The organism is Mycetocola spongiae, from assembly GCF_020424085.1.
GTDB lineage: Bacteria > Actinomycetota > Actinomycetes > Actinomycetales > Microbacteriaceae > Mycetocola > Mycetocola spongiae.
The window spans coordinates 1,994,785-2,010,188 of record NZ_CP080203.1 but is presented as its reverse complement, the minus strand read 5'-3'; the positions used below and the strand labels follow the sequence as shown (position 1 = coordinate 2,010,188).

General features: G+C 67.9%; 16 protein-coding genes and 1 rRNA gene. 8 read left to right on the top strand and 9 right to left on the bottom strand.

Annotated elements, in window-relative coordinates:
• Positions 1-76: 76 nt before the first annotated feature.
• Positions 77-193, top strand: a 5S ribosomal RNA gene (rrf, locus tag KXZ72_RS09140).
• A gap of 47 nt (positions 194-240) precedes the next feature.
• On the opposite strand, the gene KXZ72_RS09135 is transcribed toward rrf, so the two are convergent.
• From KXZ72_RS09135 to KXZ72_RS09120, 4 genes are all read right to left on the bottom strand, one after another.
• A complete protein-coding gene (locus tag KXZ72_RS09135; protein ID WP_226080416.1) occupies positions 241-1,197 on the bottom strand; it encodes a methyltransferase family protein in 957 nt (318 codons plus the stop codon).
• 93 nt (positions 1,198-1,290) lie between these two features.
• On the bottom strand, positions 1,291-2,544 hold the full coding sequence (locus KXZ72_RS09130) for an alpha-hydroxy acid oxidase (RefSeq protein ID WP_226080415.1): 1,254 nt from the start codon (positions 2,542-2,544) through the stop codon (positions 1,291-1,293).
• Between the two features lie 3 nt (positions 2,545-2,547).
• Complete coding sequence (locus KXZ72_RS09125; RefSeq protein ID WP_226080414.1) at positions 2,548-3,291, bottom strand: FadR/GntR family transcriptional regulator; 744 nt, start codon at positions 3,289-3,291, stop codon at positions 2,548-2,550.
• 84 nt (positions 3,292-3,375) lie between these two features.
• Entirely contained in the window at positions 3,376-4,302 is a 927-nt protein-coding gene (locus KXZ72_RS09120) for a 2-hydroxyacid dehydrogenase (RefSeq protein ID WP_226080413.1), read from the bottom strand.
• Between the two features lie 138 nt (positions 4,303-4,440).
• On the opposite strand from KXZ72_RS09120, the gene KXZ72_RS09115 reads away from it, so the two are divergent.
• The gene (locus KXZ72_RS09115) at positions 4,441-5,388 is read left to right on the top strand and encodes an aldo/keto reductase (protein ID WP_226080411.1); all 948 of its coding nucleotides are present in this window, start codon (positions 4,441-4,443) and stop codon (positions 5,386-5,388) included.
• A 23-nt stretch (positions 5,389-5,411) separates the two neighbouring features.
• Here KXZ72_RS09115 and KXZ72_RS09110 read toward each other — a convergent pair whose 3' ends face one another.
• Positions 5,412-5,636, bottom strand: a complete 225-nt coding sequence (locus tag KXZ72_RS09110; protein ID WP_226080409.1) for a DUF2283 domain-containing protein — start codon at positions 5,634-5,636, stop codon at positions 5,412-5,414.
• Between the two features lie 37 nt (positions 5,637-5,673).
• The gene (locus tag KXZ72_RS09105) at positions 5,674-6,417 is read right to left on the bottom strand and encodes a FadR/GntR family transcriptional regulator (protein WP_226080407.1); all 744 of its coding nucleotides are present in this window, start codon (positions 6,415-6,417) and stop codon (positions 5,674-5,676) included.
• Positions 6,418-6,567: 150 nt separating this feature from the next.
• Between KXZ72_RS09105 and KXZ72_RS09100 the strand changes: the two genes are divergently transcribed.
• From KXZ72_RS09100 to KXZ72_RS09090, 3 genes are read left to right on the top strand one after another with little or no spacing between them, the layout of a single operon-like run.
• The gene (locus tag KXZ72_RS09100) at positions 6,568-7,401 is read left to right on the top strand and encodes a sugar phosphate isomerase/epimerase family protein (RefSeq protein WP_226080405.1); all 834 of its coding nucleotides are present in this window, start codon (positions 6,568-6,570) and stop codon (positions 7,399-7,401) included.
• Positions 7,398-8,150 carry an SDR family NAD(P)-dependent oxidoreductase gene (locus tag KXZ72_RS09095; RefSeq protein WP_226080403.1) on the top strand — a complete coding sequence of 251 codons (753 nt, stop codon included), beginning with the start codon at positions 7,398-7,400 and terminating at the stop codon, positions 8,148-8,150. Before KXZ72_RS09100 ends, KXZ72_RS09095 begins: the two co-directional genes overlap by 4 nt.
• Positions 8,151-8,166: 16 nt before the next feature.
• On the top strand, positions 8,167-9,978 hold the full coding sequence (locus KXZ72_RS09090) for a hypothetical protein (protein WP_226080401.1): 1,812 nt from the start codon (positions 8,167-8,169) through the stop codon (positions 9,976-9,978).
• On the opposite strand, the gene KXZ72_RS09085 is transcribed toward KXZ72_RS09090, so the two are convergent.
• Both KXZ72_RS09085 and KXZ72_RS09080 read right to left on the bottom strand, forming a co-directional pair.
• Positions 9,975-11,363 carry an MFS transporter gene (locus KXZ72_RS09085; RefSeq protein WP_226083497.1) on the bottom strand — a complete coding sequence of 463 codons (1,389 nt, stop codon included), beginning with the start codon at positions 11,361-11,363 and terminating at the stop codon, positions 9,975-9,977. The two genes, KXZ72_RS09090 and KXZ72_RS09085, sit on opposite strands and share 4 nt — an antisense overlap.
• A gap of 5 nt (positions 11,364-11,368) precedes the next feature.
• Positions 11,369-11,794 carry a MarR family winged helix-turn-helix transcriptional regulator gene (locus KXZ72_RS09080; RefSeq protein WP_226080399.1) on the bottom strand — a complete coding sequence of 142 codons (426 nt, stop codon included), beginning with the start codon at positions 11,792-11,794 and terminating at the stop codon, positions 11,369-11,371.
• A gap of 66 nt (positions 11,795-11,860) precedes the next feature.
• Between KXZ72_RS09080 and KXZ72_RS09075 the strand changes: the two genes are divergently transcribed.
• The gene (locus tag KXZ72_RS09075) at positions 11,861-12,754 is read left to right on the top strand and encodes an alpha/beta fold hydrolase (RefSeq protein ID WP_226080397.1); all 894 of its coding nucleotides are present in this window, start codon (positions 11,861-11,863) and stop codon (positions 12,752-12,754) included.
• Here the strand turns inward: KXZ72_RS09075 and KXZ72_RS09070 are convergent.
• The gene (locus KXZ72_RS09070) at positions 12,751-13,356 is read right to left on the bottom strand and encodes a histidine phosphatase family protein (protein WP_226080396.1); all 606 of its coding nucleotides are present in this window, start codon (positions 13,354-13,356) and stop codon (positions 12,751-12,753) included. The genes KXZ72_RS09075 and KXZ72_RS09070 overlap by 4 nt on opposite strands.
• Positions 13,357-13,422: 66 nt before the next feature.
• Here KXZ72_RS09070 and KXZ72_RS09065 point away from each other — a divergent pair, with 66 nt between their 5' ends.
• Positions 13,423-14,472, top strand: a complete 1,050-nt coding sequence (locus KXZ72_RS09065; protein WP_226080395.1) for a lipoate--protein ligase family protein — start codon at positions 13,423-13,425, stop codon at positions 14,470-14,472.
• A gap of 71 nt (positions 14,473-14,543) precedes the next feature.
• Positions 14,544-15,404 carry a DNA-methyltransferase gene (locus KXZ72_RS09060; RefSeq protein ID WP_226083495.1) on the top strand — a complete coding sequence of 287 codons (861 nt, stop codon included), beginning with the start codon at positions 14,544-14,546 and terminating at the stop codon, positions 15,402-15,404.

Sequence of the window (15,404 nt, the reverse complement as noted above, 5' to 3'; positions counted from 1 at the left end):
CGGCGTGGCGCGGTGGGTCGTTTTGGTAGATGGTCCCCGCGTCCCCTAAACTAAAAACATATCCACGAAATGCTGTTTCGGTGGCCATAGCAAGAGGGAAACGCCCGGTCACATTCCGAACCCGGAAGCTAAGACTCTTTGCGCCGATGGTACTGCAGGGGGGACCCTGTGGGAGAGTAGGACACCGCCGGACTTATATTTCATGAGGGCCCGATCGCCACGCGATCGGGCCCTTTGGAGTTAACCCCGCCCCAGCCGCGGAACCCAGCAGCGCACGCGCGCGCAATAGGCCATAAACTCCTCGCCAAACCTCTCCTCCAGGTCGGCCTCCTCGACCGGGCGAATAATCCAGTTCCAGACCAGCGATCCGCACAGCGCATAGGCCACGATGAGCCAGGACCCCGCGATCAGGCCCACGGCGACCCCCTGCGCGATCCCCGCGACGGCCATCGGATTACGCACAAACCGGTAGGGCCCCGCCACCACCAGCAGCCGCGGCATCGCCGAGGGCAGCGGGGTACCCTCCCCGCGCGTGGACATCGAGACGGCCGACCAGATCCCGAGCGCGCTGCCCGCCGCGAGGAGCGCGGCCCCGCCCAGACGCACCGCGAGCGGCATCTCAATATGCAGCCCCCAGCGGTATTCCAGCGGCAGGATCGCGGCGGGAATCAGCAGCAGAAACAGGCCCCAAAATACCGTGATCTGAAGCCCCGTGCGGCGCAGATTGCTGCGCCTACCGGTGCGGGAGGCCGGGCGAAACGCAAACGGCCCGCGCGCGATGATCTCGCGCGGCAGCCGCCCCCAGAGCACCAGGCAGCCGGCGACCGAGCTCGCGACCGCGGAGGCGATCATCAGCAGGGCACCCCAGCCGGCCTCCCCGGAGATCGTGGCATAGGCCACCATGCCGAGTGCCACCAGGATTGTCCACGGCGCGATGACCCAGACCGCCGCGCGCACACCCAGCGCCACCAGCAGCGAGGCCAGGACAAAGAGGGGCAGATCCAGCGCCGCCATCGGCACGGGGGCGATCCCGCCCAGAGTGGCCTCGCGAATGCCCGGAACGCTAAAAACCCCGATCCACCACGCGGCCCCGGCCAGCGCCTGCACGGCAAAATAGGCGCGCCCCCAGCGGGGATCGTCGATGCGGCTGGGCCGGTGCGGGGCGGGGGAGGGGCGTTCGCGGGGCGGCACTGACATGCGCACCAGCATAGCGGTGCCAAACGCACGAGGCCCCTCCGCTCGCCGCGGCGAGGGAGGGGCCCGTGGGTATTCCCCTGGAGAGAGGAAGTCTTAGCGCGCGAGCGTGGAAGCCGCGCTCAGCGGGACCAGCCGCGCGAGCTGGGTGACATGGCCCGGCTCCAGCTCGTCCAGGCTGGAGACCCCGAGCAGGCGCATCGTGCGCGCGATCTCCTCGGAGAGGATCTCAATCGTGCGATCCACACCCTGCCGGCCGCCGGCCATCAGGCCATAAAGATACGCGCGCCCGATCAGCGTGAAGCGCGCACCCATCGCCACCGAGGCCACGATATCGGCGCCGTTCATGATGCCCGTATCCAGCATCACCTCGGTATCGTTCCCGACCTCGGCCACCACCTTGGGCAGCAGGTGGAACGGGATCGGGGCGCGATCAAGCTGGCGGCCGCCGTGATTGGAGAGGATGATGCCATCCGCGCCCAGATCCACCGCGAGCCGGGCATCGGCGACCGACTGAATACCCTTCACCACCAGCTTGCCCTCCCACTGCTGGCGGATGAAGCGCACCTCCTCCGGGCCCACCGTGGGGTCAAACATGGTGTCGATGAGCGCCGCCACCGTGCCCGACCAGCGGTCCAGCGAGGCAAATGCGAGCGGCTCGGTGGTGAGGAAGTTGATCCACCACGCGGGGCGCGGGATCGCGTTAACCACGGTCTTCGGGGTGAGGGTGGGAGGGATGGTCATGCCGTTGCGGACATCGCGCAGGCGGGCACCACCCACGGGGGTATCCACGGTGACCATCAGCGTGTCATAGCCCGCCGCCGCGGCACGATCCACGAGGGCCAGCGAGCGCTCGCGATCGGTCCACATATAGAGCTGGAACCAGTTGCGGCCGTTCGGTGCCGCGGCGGCGACATCCTCGATCGAGGTGGTGCCCATGGTGGAGAGGGTAAACGGGATGCCGGCGGCCTGCGCGGCAGTGGCGCCCGCGCGCTCCCCCTCGGTCTGCATCATCCGGGTAAAGCCGGTGGGGGCAATACCAAACGGCTGGGCCACGGTCTTGCCCAGCACCTCGCGGCTGGTATCCAGCTGGGCGACGTTACGCAGGACCGCGGGGTGAAACTCGATATCCTCGAAGGCCTGGCGCGCACGGCCGAGCGAGATCTCGCCCTCGGCGGCGCCATCGGTATAGTCAAATGGCGCGGTGGGGGTGACCCGCTTGGCAATGGCCCGCAGATCGGCGATGGTGCTGGCCGCTGCCAGGCGGCGGGTGCGGGCGTTAAACTCGGGCTTCTTAAACTGCATAAGGGGCGCGAGGTCGCGCACCTTGGGAATGCGACGTTCTACCATGATTTAGTTCTCCTCCGGGGATGAATCGGTGACGGGCTGGCCGGAGCCGGGGAGGCCGGATTCGACGTAATAGCCAGTGATATGGGCGCGAATGGCCTGGCGGGCGAGCTTGGCGTCCCCCGCGGCAATCGCATCGGATACGGCGCGGTGCTCGTGGCGCAGCCGCAGCGAGGTGGTTTTCCAGGAGGCCAGCCCCGCGAGGCCCTGCCGGGCATAGCCCTCGACCGAGCTGCGCAGCCCGGCCATCGTGGCGGTCAGGACGTGATTGCCCAGGGCCTCGGCGAGGGAGAGATGAAACTGGGTATCGAGTGCCAGAAACTCCTCGGGGCTGAGGTCCGTGGACTCCATCGCGGCGAGCAGGCGATGCGAGGGCTCCAGGTCGTGGGGGGTTGTGGCCCGGGCCAGCTTGGAGACCACCTCGGTCTCCAGGATGAGGCGGGTATCCACCAGATCGGCCACACTAAAGCCGCGCGCGGCCACCTGCATTCGCATGAGCGCGGACATGCCGCCCCCGGGCACGGAAATAATGATGGCCCCGGAACTGGGTCCGGAGCCGCTGGCGGTGCGGATGAGTCCCAAAACTTCAAGAACTCGCAGCGCCTCGCGGACGCTTGAGCGACCCACGCCGAGGTCGGCGGCAAGGGAGCGCTCCCCGGGGAGGCGGTCGCCGGGTTTGAGTACCCCGGACAGGAGATCTTTTTCGATATGTTCGAGGACCACCTGCCAGGCGCGTGGTTCATCGGCCATGAAGGCTCCTTTCATCGGTGAAAGCTTGTGGTCAGACCACATACACTAACACGAAACCAGGCCCGCGGCGGCCCGCGCGAAAATTTAGGCGCGAATTACGATGTTCTCGACCGGATCCCCGGCGCGCAGGTGGGCGATCTGGCGGTGCAGCAGGGCGGCCATGCGCGGCATCATCGCGGTGGATGCGCCACCCACATGCGGCGTGATCAGCACGTTCTCCAGTGCCCACAGCGGATGATCGGCGGGCAGGGGTTCGGGATCGGTCACATCGAGCGCAAAACGCAGGCGGCCCGACCGCGCCTCGGCAAGGGCCGCCGCGGTATCCAGTACGGGACCGCGCGCAATATTCACGAGAAGCGCCCCATCGGGAAGCGCAGCCAGGAAGGCCGCATCGGCCAGGCCGCGGGTCTCCTCGGTGAGCGGAACCGCGAGGATCACGATCTCCGCCGCGGGCAGCAGCCCCGGCAGCTCATCCAGCGCGAGGATGGGGCCGTGCAGGCCGCCGCGCGCCGAGCGGGCCACGCGCGTGACCTCGACCTCAAAGGGGATGAGCCGCTCCTCGATGGCCTGGCCCACGCCGCCATAGCCCACGATGAGGACGCGGCGATCGGCGAGGCTTGCCGAGCGCAGCGGCGCCCAGCTGCCGGACTCGGACGCGCGAACGGCGGCCACAATATTGCGCTGAACGGCCAGGATCAGGCCCAGGGTGAGCTCGGCGGTGGAGGCCTCGTGCACGCTCGCGGCATTGGCAAACGTATGTCCCGGCGGCAGGGCCTCGGCCACGCCGTCATAGCCGATGGACTGGCTCTGCACCAGGTCGGTGGTGATCGGGGCGAGCGCGGCCAGCGCGTTTTGGATGCCCATATACGGCGGAACCACGATGTTAATATGCTCGGCCGGGGCCGGCGAGGCCAGGTCCCAGACCCGCACCTCCACCCCCTTCGGAACCGGGCCGAGGGCCGTGAGGAGCGTCGCGCCGGGAACGGTAACCAGGAGTTCGGGGGGTGTCATGACACCATGCTAGGCGAGCGTCCGGCCCCGCGTCATCCCCCGTTTCGCGGTGCGAGTAATTCGGTGACATATCTGCCGTTTTCAGGCCGGGGGGACTAGCCTCGGAGGACAGTATTCCCGCGTATCGAAGGAGCAATAATGACAGTCTCACCGTCTCGCATCGGATCCTCGGACCTGGAGGTTGCGCCCCTGGCCCTGGGTGGCAACGTCTTCGGCTGGACCGCCGATCGTGATACCTCCTTTGGGGTGCTGGATGAGTTCACCGCCGGGGGCGGCAACCTGATCGATACCGCCGATGGCTATTCCGCGTGGGTCCCGGGTCATGAGGGCGGCGAATCCGAGTCGATCATCGGCGAGTGGATCGCGCGCCGCGGAGGCGCCGAGGACCTGGTGATCGCCACGAAGGTGAGCACCAAGCCCTCGCGGGCGGGGCTCGCCCCCGAGAATATCCGCGCCGCCGCCGAGGAATCTCTCGCGCGGCTGGGCACCGATCATATCGACCTGTACTACGCACATTTTGATGACCCGAGTGTGCCCCTGGCCGAGACCGTGACCGCGCTCAGCGAGCTCGTGGACGCGGGCAAGGTGCGCTATCTGGGCATCTCCAATTACGATGCGGCGCGCATCGACGAGTGGTTTGCGATCGTGGCCGAGCGTGGGTTGCACGCCCCCGTGGCCCTGCAGCCGCACTATAACCTCGTGGAGCGCGAGTTTGAGGCGGAGCTTGCGCCGCGCGCGGAAAAATACGGGCTGGGTGTCCTGCCCTATTTTGCGCTCGCCAAGGGCTTCCTGACAGGAAAATATCGGGACGGAGTGAGCGTGGATAGCCCGCGCGCGGGACAGGCCGAGGGATATCTGGACGAGCGTGGCCGGCGCGTGCTGGCCGAGCTGGACGAGATCTCGGCGGCCCACGGCGTGACGCTGGCCACGATCTCGCTCGCCTGGTTGCGCCAGCAGCCCACCGTGGTGGCCCCGATTGCCAGTGCACGCAACCGCCAGCAGCTGCCGCCCCTGCTGGACTCGCTGAATTTTGAGCTCTCCGCCTCCGAGCTGGATCGCCTCACCGGGGCAAGCGAGGCCCGCTAGCGAAGGGCCCCGCCGCCGCGGCGCTAGATTGGCGTCGCGGCGGCGAGGATCGCGGGCGGAAGCACGCCCGTGGCGCCGAGAATCTCGATGCCCAGGAGATGCCCGCGGCGATCAAAATCGAGGATGACCTCGCCGAGCCCACCCGGGGTGGCCAGGGCGTCCGTTTGGGCCACGCTCTCGCCGGCGGCGATGGACTCGGCAATGTAGATATACGCGGCGTTGGCATCGGCGTCATACGTGATTTTCATGATGGGGCACATCCTCTCACGCCCGCCCGTGCGCGGGCTAGGACTCGGTATCGAGTTGCCCCTCCACCCGCTGCGCGGCGGTGCGCATATGCCCGGTCATCGCGGCCTCGGCGGCGCGCGGATCGCGGGCGCGCAGCGCGCCGAGGATCTCGCGGTGCTCGCGGGCGGCGTCCCGTGCCTGCTGTTCGTTTTGGAGTGCCCGCTCGACCCAGAGGCGGAGCAGGGAGCGCACGGTGAGGAGCAGATCGCGCAGCACCATATTTCCGGAGCTGGTGGCGATCTGAAGGTGGAAGCGGGCGTCGGCCTCGATAAACGCCTCGACGTTTTCCAGGTTGTGTTCCATCGTGGTGACGTATTCGTCGAGCCGCCCCAGTGCGGCGGCGTCGATGCGGGCGGCGGCGAGGGTCACGGCCTGCACCTCGAGGCCCGAGCGCACCTCGATCAGTTCCGAGGTGCTGCTCGCGGAGAGCATAAGGCCCCAGCTCAGGGTGGTGGGCAGCAGCTCGGAGACGCTATCGCGTAGATACGTGCCCGAGCCCGGTTTTACGGTGACGATGCCCAGGATTTCCAGGGCAGCCAGCGCCTCGCGCACGGCCGAGCGACCCACGCCGAGGGATTCCGCGAGCTGGCGCTCGGGGGGAAGCCGCGAGCCGGGGGCCAGCCCGCCGCGGGTCAGGAGCGTGGTGAGCTGTTTGGCGACCTCGGCCACGGCGGTGCCGCGTGGCATCGCCCGCAGCTCCAATTTGAGGAGGGCGGGATCGTCTTGGGGGTAGGCCGGCATTTCTTGACCGTATCAAGGACCCGAACCGGTTGCCCACTCGGCGGCGGATTATTTCCGATATTGCTATGATTGGCTAACCGGTTGACAGGTATCGAGGTTGCCGGACACTATGGGGTGTGGGGGTTACCGCACCCCGACCGAAAGGACCCCATGACCGCGACCCCGGCAGTGCCGCCCCGGATCGGCCTGAGCAGCTACGCGTTTTTCTGGCGCGGGTCGGACCTCGTCAGCACACCCCTGGACCTCGACGGGATGCTGCGCGAATGCGCGCGACTCGGGGTGCACCGCTTTCAGATCTGCGACCGGCCCGAGATCGAGGACTACGATCCCGCCCGGCTGGCCGCGCTGCGCACCCTGGCCGAGGAGCTGGACATCGCCCTGGAACTGGGCACCCGCGGGACCGATCCCACCCACCTGCGCACCTATCTGCGCCTCGCCACCGCGCTGAACGTCACGCTGATACGCAGCATGTGGAGCGCGGGGGAGGACCACCCCGATGCCGCCGAATCCGAGCGCAGGCTGCGCGAAATCCTGCCCGAACTGGAGGCCACCGGGATCACGCTCGCGCTGGAAACCTATGAGCGCGTTACCACCGCGGAACTGATCACCCTGGTGCGGGCCCTGGACTCCCCGCGGATCGGCATCTGCCTCGACCCCGCCAATACCGTGGCGAATTTTGAGGAACCGATGGACGTGGTCATCCGCTGCGCGCCCTATACCGTGAACTGGCACGTAAAGGACTTTGCCTTCAGCCGCTCGCCCGGCTGGGTGGGCTTTGCCTATGGCGGAACCGCGCTTGGCCACGGCCGGTTTAACTATGACCGCGCGCGCGAGATTCTGCGCCCCGCGGAGCGCGGAATCTCCGAGATCGTGGAGTTCTGGCTGCCCTGGCAGGAGGACGAGGCCCACACGATCCGGGTCGAGGCCGAGTGGACCCGGATCACCCTGGACTATTTACTGAGAAAAAACGGGAGAGAAAAATGAGCGCAAGACTGCACGGAAAAACCGCACTCGTGACCGGGGCCGGATCGGGCATCGGCCGCGGCGTGGCCGAGCGCTTTGCGCGCGAGGGTGCGCGCGTGGTGTTCTCCGATCGAGACCTGGACGCGGCCGAGGCCGCCGCCGCGGGGATCCCGGGCGCGCGAGCACTGCGCCTGGATATCGCGAGCGAGGTCTCGGTTGAGGAGGGCTTCGCCGCGCTCGCCGCGGGGGGTTATGCACCCGATGTGGTGGTGGCCAATGCCGGGGTGCAGCTTTTTGGGGCCGATGCCCCGATCGCGGACCTGGACCTCGCCACCTGGCAGCGCACGATCGATATCAACCTGACCGGTACGTTCCTCACGGTAAAGCACGCGGTGCGGGCAATGCGCGGGCGCGGCGGCTCGATCATCCTCACCGGCAGCCCCACGGGGCTCAACGGAGAGGGCCGCGATTTCACCGCCTATTCCTCCTCGAAGGCGGGAATTCACGGGCTCGCCCGCACCGTGGCCGCGGCCTATGCGGCCGAGGGTATCCGGGTGAATACCGTGGTGCCCGGCTATACCGAGACGCCGTTGGTGAGCGCAATCTCCGGAGACAGCGCTGCCCGCGCGGCCATCACCGGGCGGATTCCGCTCGGGCGACCGGGGCGTCCCGAGGACGTTGAGGGCGCGATGGTGTACCTTGCGAGCGATGAGTCTTCTTTTGCCACCGGCTCGCTCCTGCGGGTTGATGGCGGCATGACCACCCTTTAACCCCGGAGCGTAAATCATGACGGTGCATCCCCCCACAGACCTGCTGACCCCCGCCGAGCGCGGGGCCCGCACCGTGACCTACGGCCCGTGGGAGATCGCGCTGCGCGGCGCGGAGCTCGACGATATTCGCTATCACGGCCGCGCGGTGCTGCGCAGCATCCGCGCGGTCACCCGCGATCGGGACTGGAATACCCTCCCGGTCACGGTGCTGGACGTGGCCGAGGACGGCGGAAACCTGATCGTGACCGCGCGCCACGGCGTGGAGGGACAGCCGGTATTTGACTCGGTGCTGACCGCGCGGATGGGCAAGGACACCCTGAGCGTGGAGGTGGAACTGCGCGCACTGCGCGATTTCCTCAGCAACCGCACCGGGCTGATTATGCTGCATCAGCCGGCCCTCGCGGGCAGCGAACTGCTGGTGGGGCACGGCGCCGGCGAGCCCACCCGCACCCGCTTCCCCGCGACGATCTCGCCGCATCAGCCCGCGTTTAACATCGCCTCGCTCGCGTGGGATCACGCGGGGGTCGCGGTGACCACGGAGTTCTCCGGAGCCGTATTTGAGATGGAGGACCAGCGCAACTGGACCGACGCCTCGTTTAAAACCTATTCCACCCCGCTCGCCGAACCATTCCCGGTGGCGATCGCCGCGGGCAGCGTGATCCGGCACGGTGTGCGCGTGGCCTGCGCGGTGAGCGGGGACGCCGTTGCCCCCGCCGCCGTGACCGCGATCATCGTGGACCCCGCGGGGCGCCTCGCGCCGCTGCCCGAGATCGGCGTGGGCGTGAGCACCGCGGCCGATACCGGGCGCACGGCACATCCCGGGCTGCCCGAGGGCATCCGCACGCTGCTGGTGGAGATCGACCCCTCCCGCGAGCAGTGGCTGGCCGGAATCGAGCGCGCACGGGAGGAATCCCGCGCGGGAGGCCCCGCCGGGCCGCTTGGCCTGGACCTGCGTATCCTCGTGGGCGAGGGCTCCGAGATCGGGCCCGTGCTGGACGCGGTGGCCGAACTAAAGGTGCGCCGCCTCGCCGTATTTGACCGCGAGAGCCTGCTGGCCACCCCCGGGCTCGTCTCGGCCCTGCGTGCCGAGCTGGCCGCGCGGGGGGATTCTCCCGCCGTGATCGGCGGCACCCGCTCACACTTCACCGAGCTCAACCGAGGCAGCACCGAGATCGAGCCTCGCGGCCCCGTGGCGCTGAGCCTGATCCCGTTTATGCACGAGCGTTCCGGGCATCAGCTGGTGGAATCCCTCGGGGTGCAGGCCACCGTGCTGGAAAATACCCGGGCCCTCGTGCCGCACCGGGCGCTGCATATCGGGCCGATCACGCTCGGCGCGCGCTTTAACGCCGTGGCCACCGCCCCGGCCGCGAGCGAGCACGCCTCTCCCGCCGCCGCGGCATTTGGAACCGACCTGGTGCCCGGCAGCACCGATCCCCGCCAGCACGCGGTCTCGCTCGGGGCCTGGACCCTGGGCAGCATCGCGGCGCTCGCCGGGGAGGACGTGGCCTCGCTGAGCTATTTTGAGTCGCGCGGACCGCGCGGAATCCACGATCCCGATGCCGCGCTCAGCGGCGCCGGGCGGGCGCTAGCGCTCGCCGCGGGCCTGACCGGGCTGACCCGGCTGGCCGCCCAGGTGCCCGCGGGGCTCGTGGCGCTGGCCGCCGAGGGCCTGGACGGCGGCGTGGAACTGCTGATCGGAAACCTCTCGGATGCGCGGGTGGGCACCCGCATCGAGGTGCTTGGCGGGCGCCACGAGGACGCGGCACTTCCCGTGAGCCTGGCCCCCGGGGAGCTCGCCCAGATTCGGATCTCCCGCCTGCCGCGCTAGGGCCGGGCTCCCGGATCGCGGGGGCCCTCGCCCGAGCGCGGTGGCGCGGGCCGCAGCTTGGGGAGCGTGATCGGTGTGGTCTCGGCAATGGCATCCGAGAACTGCTCGGGGACCACGTCCTCCTCGGCGGGCAGATCCGCGCCATCGTGGACCACCCGCAGGCGCCACGGCGAATCGGTGCGCCGCGCGAGGCGCAGGTGCTGGGCCAGGACCATCCAGCCCAGGCCGATCAGGCACGCGAGCAGCGCCGTAACGGCCGCGACCCCGAGGGCCCAGCGCGGGCCCCACTGATTGGCGACCCAGCCCATGATTGGCGCACCCACCGGGGTGCCCCCCATCAGGATGGCCATATAGAGCGCCATCACGCGGCCGCGCATGCCCGGATCGGTGCTGGTCTGCACATAGCCATTGGCCGTGGTGAGCATGCTCACCGAGGTAAAGCCGAGCAGGATCGTGGAGATCGCAAACGAGGTGAACGTGGGCATCACGGCGCTCACCGCGGCCGCGAGGCCATAGCCCCCGGCCGACAGGATGATCACGCGCATCCGCGCGCGCGGCCGCCGGGCGGCGAGCAGGGCGCCGGTCAGGGAGCCGATCGCGAGGATCGAGGACAGCAGGCCGTATTCACCCGCGCCGCGCCCAAACTCCACGGCCATCGTGGAGGAAAAGATGGGGAAGTTCAGGCCAAAGGCCCCGAGCAGGAAAACCATCACAAAGATCACGACGAGGTCGGGGCGCGACCCCACATAGCGGAAACCCGCGATCAGCTGCCCGCGCTGCGCCTGCTTCTTGGGGCGCTTGCGCAGCTCGTCCAGCCGCAGGTTCATCAGCACCGCGATCATCGCCAGGAACGTAAACGCGTTGATCACAAAGACCCAGCCCGCGCCGACCAGCACGATCAGGGTTCCGGCCACCGCGGGGCCCAGCATGCGGGCGGCGTTAAACGAGGCAGCGTTCAGGGCCACCGCATTGGACATATTATGTTCGTCCACGAGGTCGGAGACAAAGGTTTGCCGGGCGGGGGCGTCGATCGCGTTGATGATTCCGAGCATCAGCGCAAAAAGATACATATGCCAGAGCTGCGGATCGCCGAGGATCAGCAGCAGGCCAAGGGAGAGGCCCAGCAGGGCGAGGGCGGTCTGGGTGACCAGGAGAATCTTGCGCCGGTCGAAGCGGTCGGCAACCCAGCCGCTGACCGGGACCAGCAGGAGCTGCGGACCAAACTGCAGCGCCATGGTGGTTCCCACCGCAACGGCATCGTTATCGGTGAGGTCCGTCAGGACCACCCAGTTTTGTGTGGTGGCCTGCATCCAGGTGCCCACGTTGGAGACGAGGGCGCCGATGAACCAGAGGCGATAATTATGTGTGGCGAGGGAACGGAACATGGCACTCACTGGGTGGCGAGCCTCCTCATGATTTCTGCCGCGCGGGCGATGGTATCGCGTTCCTCGGGGGTGAGGGTCAGCAATTGTTTGGAGATCCAGGCGTCGCGCTGGGTCACGGTATCGCGGACCAGGGCCGTGCCGGCCTCGGTCAGGGCGATGGTGACGCGGCGGCGATCCGCCGGGTCCTCAAGCCTGCTCAGATACTCGTTTTTTTCGAGGCAGTTCACGGTGCGATTCATCGACGGGGGTGAGACGTGTTCGCGTTCCGCGAGGGCCCCGAGGGTATGGGGGCCGTGGACATAGAGAGCCGCGAGCACGGAAAACTGGCCGTCGCTGAGTTCGTCATCGGCCTTTTCCGCGCGCAGGCGGCGGGCCAGTTGAAACGTTCCCAGGCGCAGCTGTGTGGCGTGCTCCGAGAGGGTGAGAGGCATGATTATTTAGCCTAGCTTATTAGCCTTGCTAAGTAAATGCCGGGGTGCGTGGTTTAGGCTGGGCGCGTGAGCGATAATAAATTTTCCCCCGAGATCGATGCGGCCACCGGGGCCCGCGTGGGCCGGATCATGGACCCCGATGGCGTGGGGATCTATACCTATACCTGGGAGGTCCCGCGGCCGCGCGCCGTGATCCATATCGCGCACGGCGTGGGGGAGCACGCTCGCCGCTATGCGCCGCTCGCGCGCGAGCTGAACGCCGCCGGCTATACCGTGGTGGCCGATGACCACCGCGGACACGGCCGCAGCGGTCTCGAGGCCGGCGGACTGGCCGACCTGGGGCCCGGGCGCGTGCGCGGGGCGATCAACTCGCTGCGCAGCGTGGGCGAGAGCATCCGCGCCGATTATCCCGGGCTGCCGCTTGTGCTCCTGGGTCACAGCTGGGGCTCACTGATGGCCCAAAAAATCGTAAATACCACCACGATCTACGATGCCGTGGTGCTCTCAGGTTCGAGCCTCGCGGTGCCCGGAGTGCTGAACGCGGGCGACCTGAATAAGCGCTGGCGCGGCCCCGAGTCCACCGGGCTGGAATGGCTCGGCCGCGATCCCGCGGTGGGCGAGGCCTTCAGCGCCGACCCCCTGAATTTTGATATTGCGGTGACCCCCGCGTGGAGCACCTTCGAGGCGCTGGGCCTGCTGGGCCGGCCCCCGCGCCGGATGCCGCGGGATATCCCGATGCTGATCCAGGGCGGCGAGGACGATCCGCTCGGCGGCCGCCGCGGGCTCACCAAGCTGGACGCCGCCTATCGCCGGCGCGCGGGGCTGAGCGATGTCACGCTGCAGATCTATCCCGGCGCCCGCCACGAGATCTATAACGAGACTAACCGGGACGAGATCATCGCCGATCTGATCTCCTGGCTCGACGCCCGAATGCCCGCCGCGCAGGCCCCCGCGGGCTAGTGCGTGGGGGTATTAAACCCGATCAGCGCGGGGCCGCGCTCGCCGAAGCTAAACGTGGTGCGGCCGCAGTTCAGCATCTCCGGCATCAGATCCCGATAGCGATTGGGATCAATCCCGAGTAGCTCACACGCCAGCAGGCGGATCGCCGTGCCATGCGCCACCACCAGCACGCGGCCCGCCGGATACTCCGCGCGGAGCCGGGCTATCACCTCCAGATAGCGATCTATCGCCGCCCGGCCCACCTCGCCGCCCGGCAGCGGGCTATCGGCCGGGGCCGCCTCAAAGGCGGCCACCGCCTCGGGATAATCCGGCCGCAGCTCGCTGATGGTTTTGCCCTCGCCCACGCCAAAATCCACCTCGACCAGCCCCGGGTCGATGCGCAGCGGCAGGCCCGTCGCGAGCGCGCTGGGCCGCGCCGTATTCACGGCGCGAATCAGCGGGGAGACCAGGATGGCGTCCAGGCGGGCACCCTCCGACCACCGCGCGAGGGACTGCGCGGCGCGCGCCCCCTCATCGTCTAGCGGAATATCGCTGAGCCCGGCATAGCGGTGACCGGTATGCCAGATGGTTTCGCCGTGTCGCGCCAGAATAATGGTTGTCATAGGGGCATTCTGCCCTCTTCCCCTGAATAAAGCCCGGTCCCGGACGGGAATCGCTAGGCTGGGGGCATGCACGGTGAATATAAGGTACCCGGCGGCAAGCTTGTTGTCGTGGACCTCGATGTGGTTGATGGTGTCCTGGCGAATTTCCGCCTCGCGGGCGATTTTTTCCTCGAACCCGATGACGCGATCGACCTCATCAACGCCGCGGTAAACGGGCTCCCCGCGAGCGCCGATGCCACCACGATTGCCGCCGCCGTGCGCGAGGCCCTGCCCGAGGACGCCCAGCTGCTGGGCTTCGCCCCCGAATCCGTGGCCACCGCCATCCGCCGCTCGCTCACCTCCGCCGCCGATTGGCGCGATTTTGACTGGCAGATCATCCACTCCCGCGCTGTATCGCCGCGCCTGCACCTCGCGCTGGACGAGGTCCTCACCACCGAGGTGGGCCTCGGGCACCGCGGCCCCACCCTGCGCATCTGGGAATGGGACGAATCCGCCGTGGTGATCGGCAGCTTTCAGTCCCTGAAAAACGAGGTGGACCTGGAGCAGGCCCGCGCCCACGGCTTTGACGTGGTGCGCCGGATCTCCGGGGGCGGCGCGATGCTCATGGAAAAGGGCTCGATCATCACGTATTCGCTCTATGTGCCGGCCGAGCTGGTGCAGGGCATGACCTTCGCCGAGAGCTATGCCTATCTGGACGACTGGGTGCTGATCGCCCTGCAGGGCCTGGGGATCGCGGCCACCTATAAGCCGCTGAACGATATCACCTCGCCCTCGGGCAAGATCGGCGGGGCCGCGCAAAAGCGGCTCGGCAGCGGCGGTGTGCTGCACCACGTCACGATGAGCTACGACATGGACGGCGAGCTGATGGCCCGCGTGCTGCGGATCGGGCGCGAGAAGCTGAGCGATAAGGGCACCACCTCCGCGGCCAAGCGCGTGGACCCACTGCGCAGCCAGACCGGACTCGAGCGCTCCGAGATCATCGACGCGATGAAGGCCACGTTTATCTCGCTCACGGGCGCGGTGCCCGGGGAGATCACGGAGGCCGAATATGCGCGCGCCGAGGAACTCGTGGCCGAGAAATTCGCGACCGCCGCCTGGCTGAATCGGGTGCCGTAACCGTGGACGCGCCCACTACGCTTCCCGGCGATCCCCGGGAGGGCGAGGCCGCCGCGGGGGACCCCCGCACCCTGCCCCCGACCAGCTCGATCCTGCACGGCAATAACCTCGATATTCTCGCGAGCCTGCCCGATGAGTCGATCACGGTTGTTTATATCGACCCTCCCTTTAACACCGGGCGCACCCAGAACCGGCATACCACCACGGGGGTGCGCAGCAAGCCCGGGTTTTCCGGCAGCGTGGGCTTCCAGGGCAAAAGCTATCAGCGCATCCGCGGGGAATTGCGCGCCTATGACGATAGCTTCGACGATTATTGGCGCTTCCTTGAGCCCCGCCTGCTGGAGGCCTGGCGGCTACTGGCCGAGGATGGCACGCTATATCTCCACCTCGACTATCGCGAGGCGCATTATGCCAAGGTCATGCTGGATGCGATCTTTGGCCGCGAGTGCTTCCTGAACGAACTGATCTGGGCCTATGACTACGGGGCCAAGTCCACGCGGCGCTGGCCCACCAAGCACGATACGATCCTGGTCTATGTGAAGGACCCCGCCAAATATCATTTTGATTCCAGCGCGGTGGATCGGGAGCCCTATATGGCCCCGGGCCTGGTGACCCCCGAAAAGGCCGAGCGCGGCAAGCTGCCCACCGATGTTTGGTGGCACACCATCGTCTCGCCCACGGGCAAGGAAAAAACCGGCTATCCCACCCAGAAGCCGGTGGGCATCCTGCGCCGCATCATCGCGGCCTCGAGCCGCGAGGGTGACTGGGTCCTCGATTTTTTCGCGGGAAGCGGAACCACGGGGGATGCCGCGCGCCAGCTGGGCCGTAATTTCCTGCTGGTGGACCGGAATCCCCAGGCCATCGAGGTCATGCGCGCGCGCCTCGGGGACGATGTTCACTACCGCGAATTTCCGGAGTCCGAGCCGGCCTGA

Bases quoted from the DNA above. Each gene is read 5' to 3' on its own strand.
- KXZ72_RS09115 (WP_226080411.1), top strand. From the start codon at position 4,441: ATGACAGTCTCACCGTCTCGCATCGGATCCTCGGACCTGGAGGTTGCG.
- KXZ72_RS09065 (WP_226080395.1), top strand. From the start codon at position 13,423: ATGCACGGTGAATATAAGGTACCCGGCGGCAAGCTTGTTGTCGTGGAC.
- KXZ72_RS09120 (WP_226080413.1), bottom strand. From the start codon at position 4,302: ATGACACCCCCCGAACTCCTGGTTACCGTTCCCGGCGCGACGCTCCTC.
- KXZ72_RS09130 (WP_226080415.1), bottom strand. From the start codon at position 2,544: ATGGTAGAACGTCGCATTCCCAAGGTGCGCGACCTCGCGCCCCTTATG.
- KXZ72_RS09085 (WP_226083497.1), bottom strand. From the start codon at position 11,363: ATGTTCCGTTCCCTCGCCACACATAATTATCGCCTCTGGTTCATCGGC.
- KXZ72_RS09135 (WP_226080416.1), bottom strand. From the start codon at position 1,197: ATGTCAGTGCCGCCCCGCGAACGCCCCTCCCCCGCCCCGCACCGGCCC.
- KXZ72_RS09125 (WP_226080414.1), bottom strand. From the start codon at position 3,291: ATGGCCGATGAACCACGCGCCTGGCAGGTGGTCCTCGAACATATCGAA.
- KXZ72_RS09100 (WP_226080405.1), top strand. From the start codon at position 6,568: ATGACCGCGACCCCGGCAGTGCCGCCCCGGATCGGCCTGAGCAGCTAC.
- KXZ72_RS09105 (WP_226080407.1), bottom strand. From the start codon at position 6,417: ATGCCGGCCTACCCCCAAGACGATCCCGCCCTCCTCAAATTGGAGCTG.
- KXZ72_RS09090 (WP_226080401.1), top strand. From the start codon at position 8,167: ATGACGGTGCATCCCCCCACAGACCTGCTGACCCCCGCCGAGCGCGGG.
- KXZ72_RS09110 (WP_226080409.1), bottom strand. From the start codon at position 5,636: ATGAAAATCACGTATGACGCCGATGCCAACGCCGCGTATATCTACATT.
- KXZ72_RS09070 (WP_226080396.1), bottom strand. From the start codon at position 13,356: ATGACAACCATTATTCTGGCGCGACACGGCGAAACCATCTGGCATACC.
- KXZ72_RS09095 (WP_226080403.1), top strand. From the start codon at position 7,398: ATGAGCGCAAGACTGCACGGAAAAACCGCACTCGTGACCGGGGCCGGA.
- KXZ72_RS09080 (WP_226080399.1), bottom strand. From the start codon at position 11,794: ATGCCTCTCACCCTCTCGGAGCACGCCACACAGCTGCGCCTGGGAACG.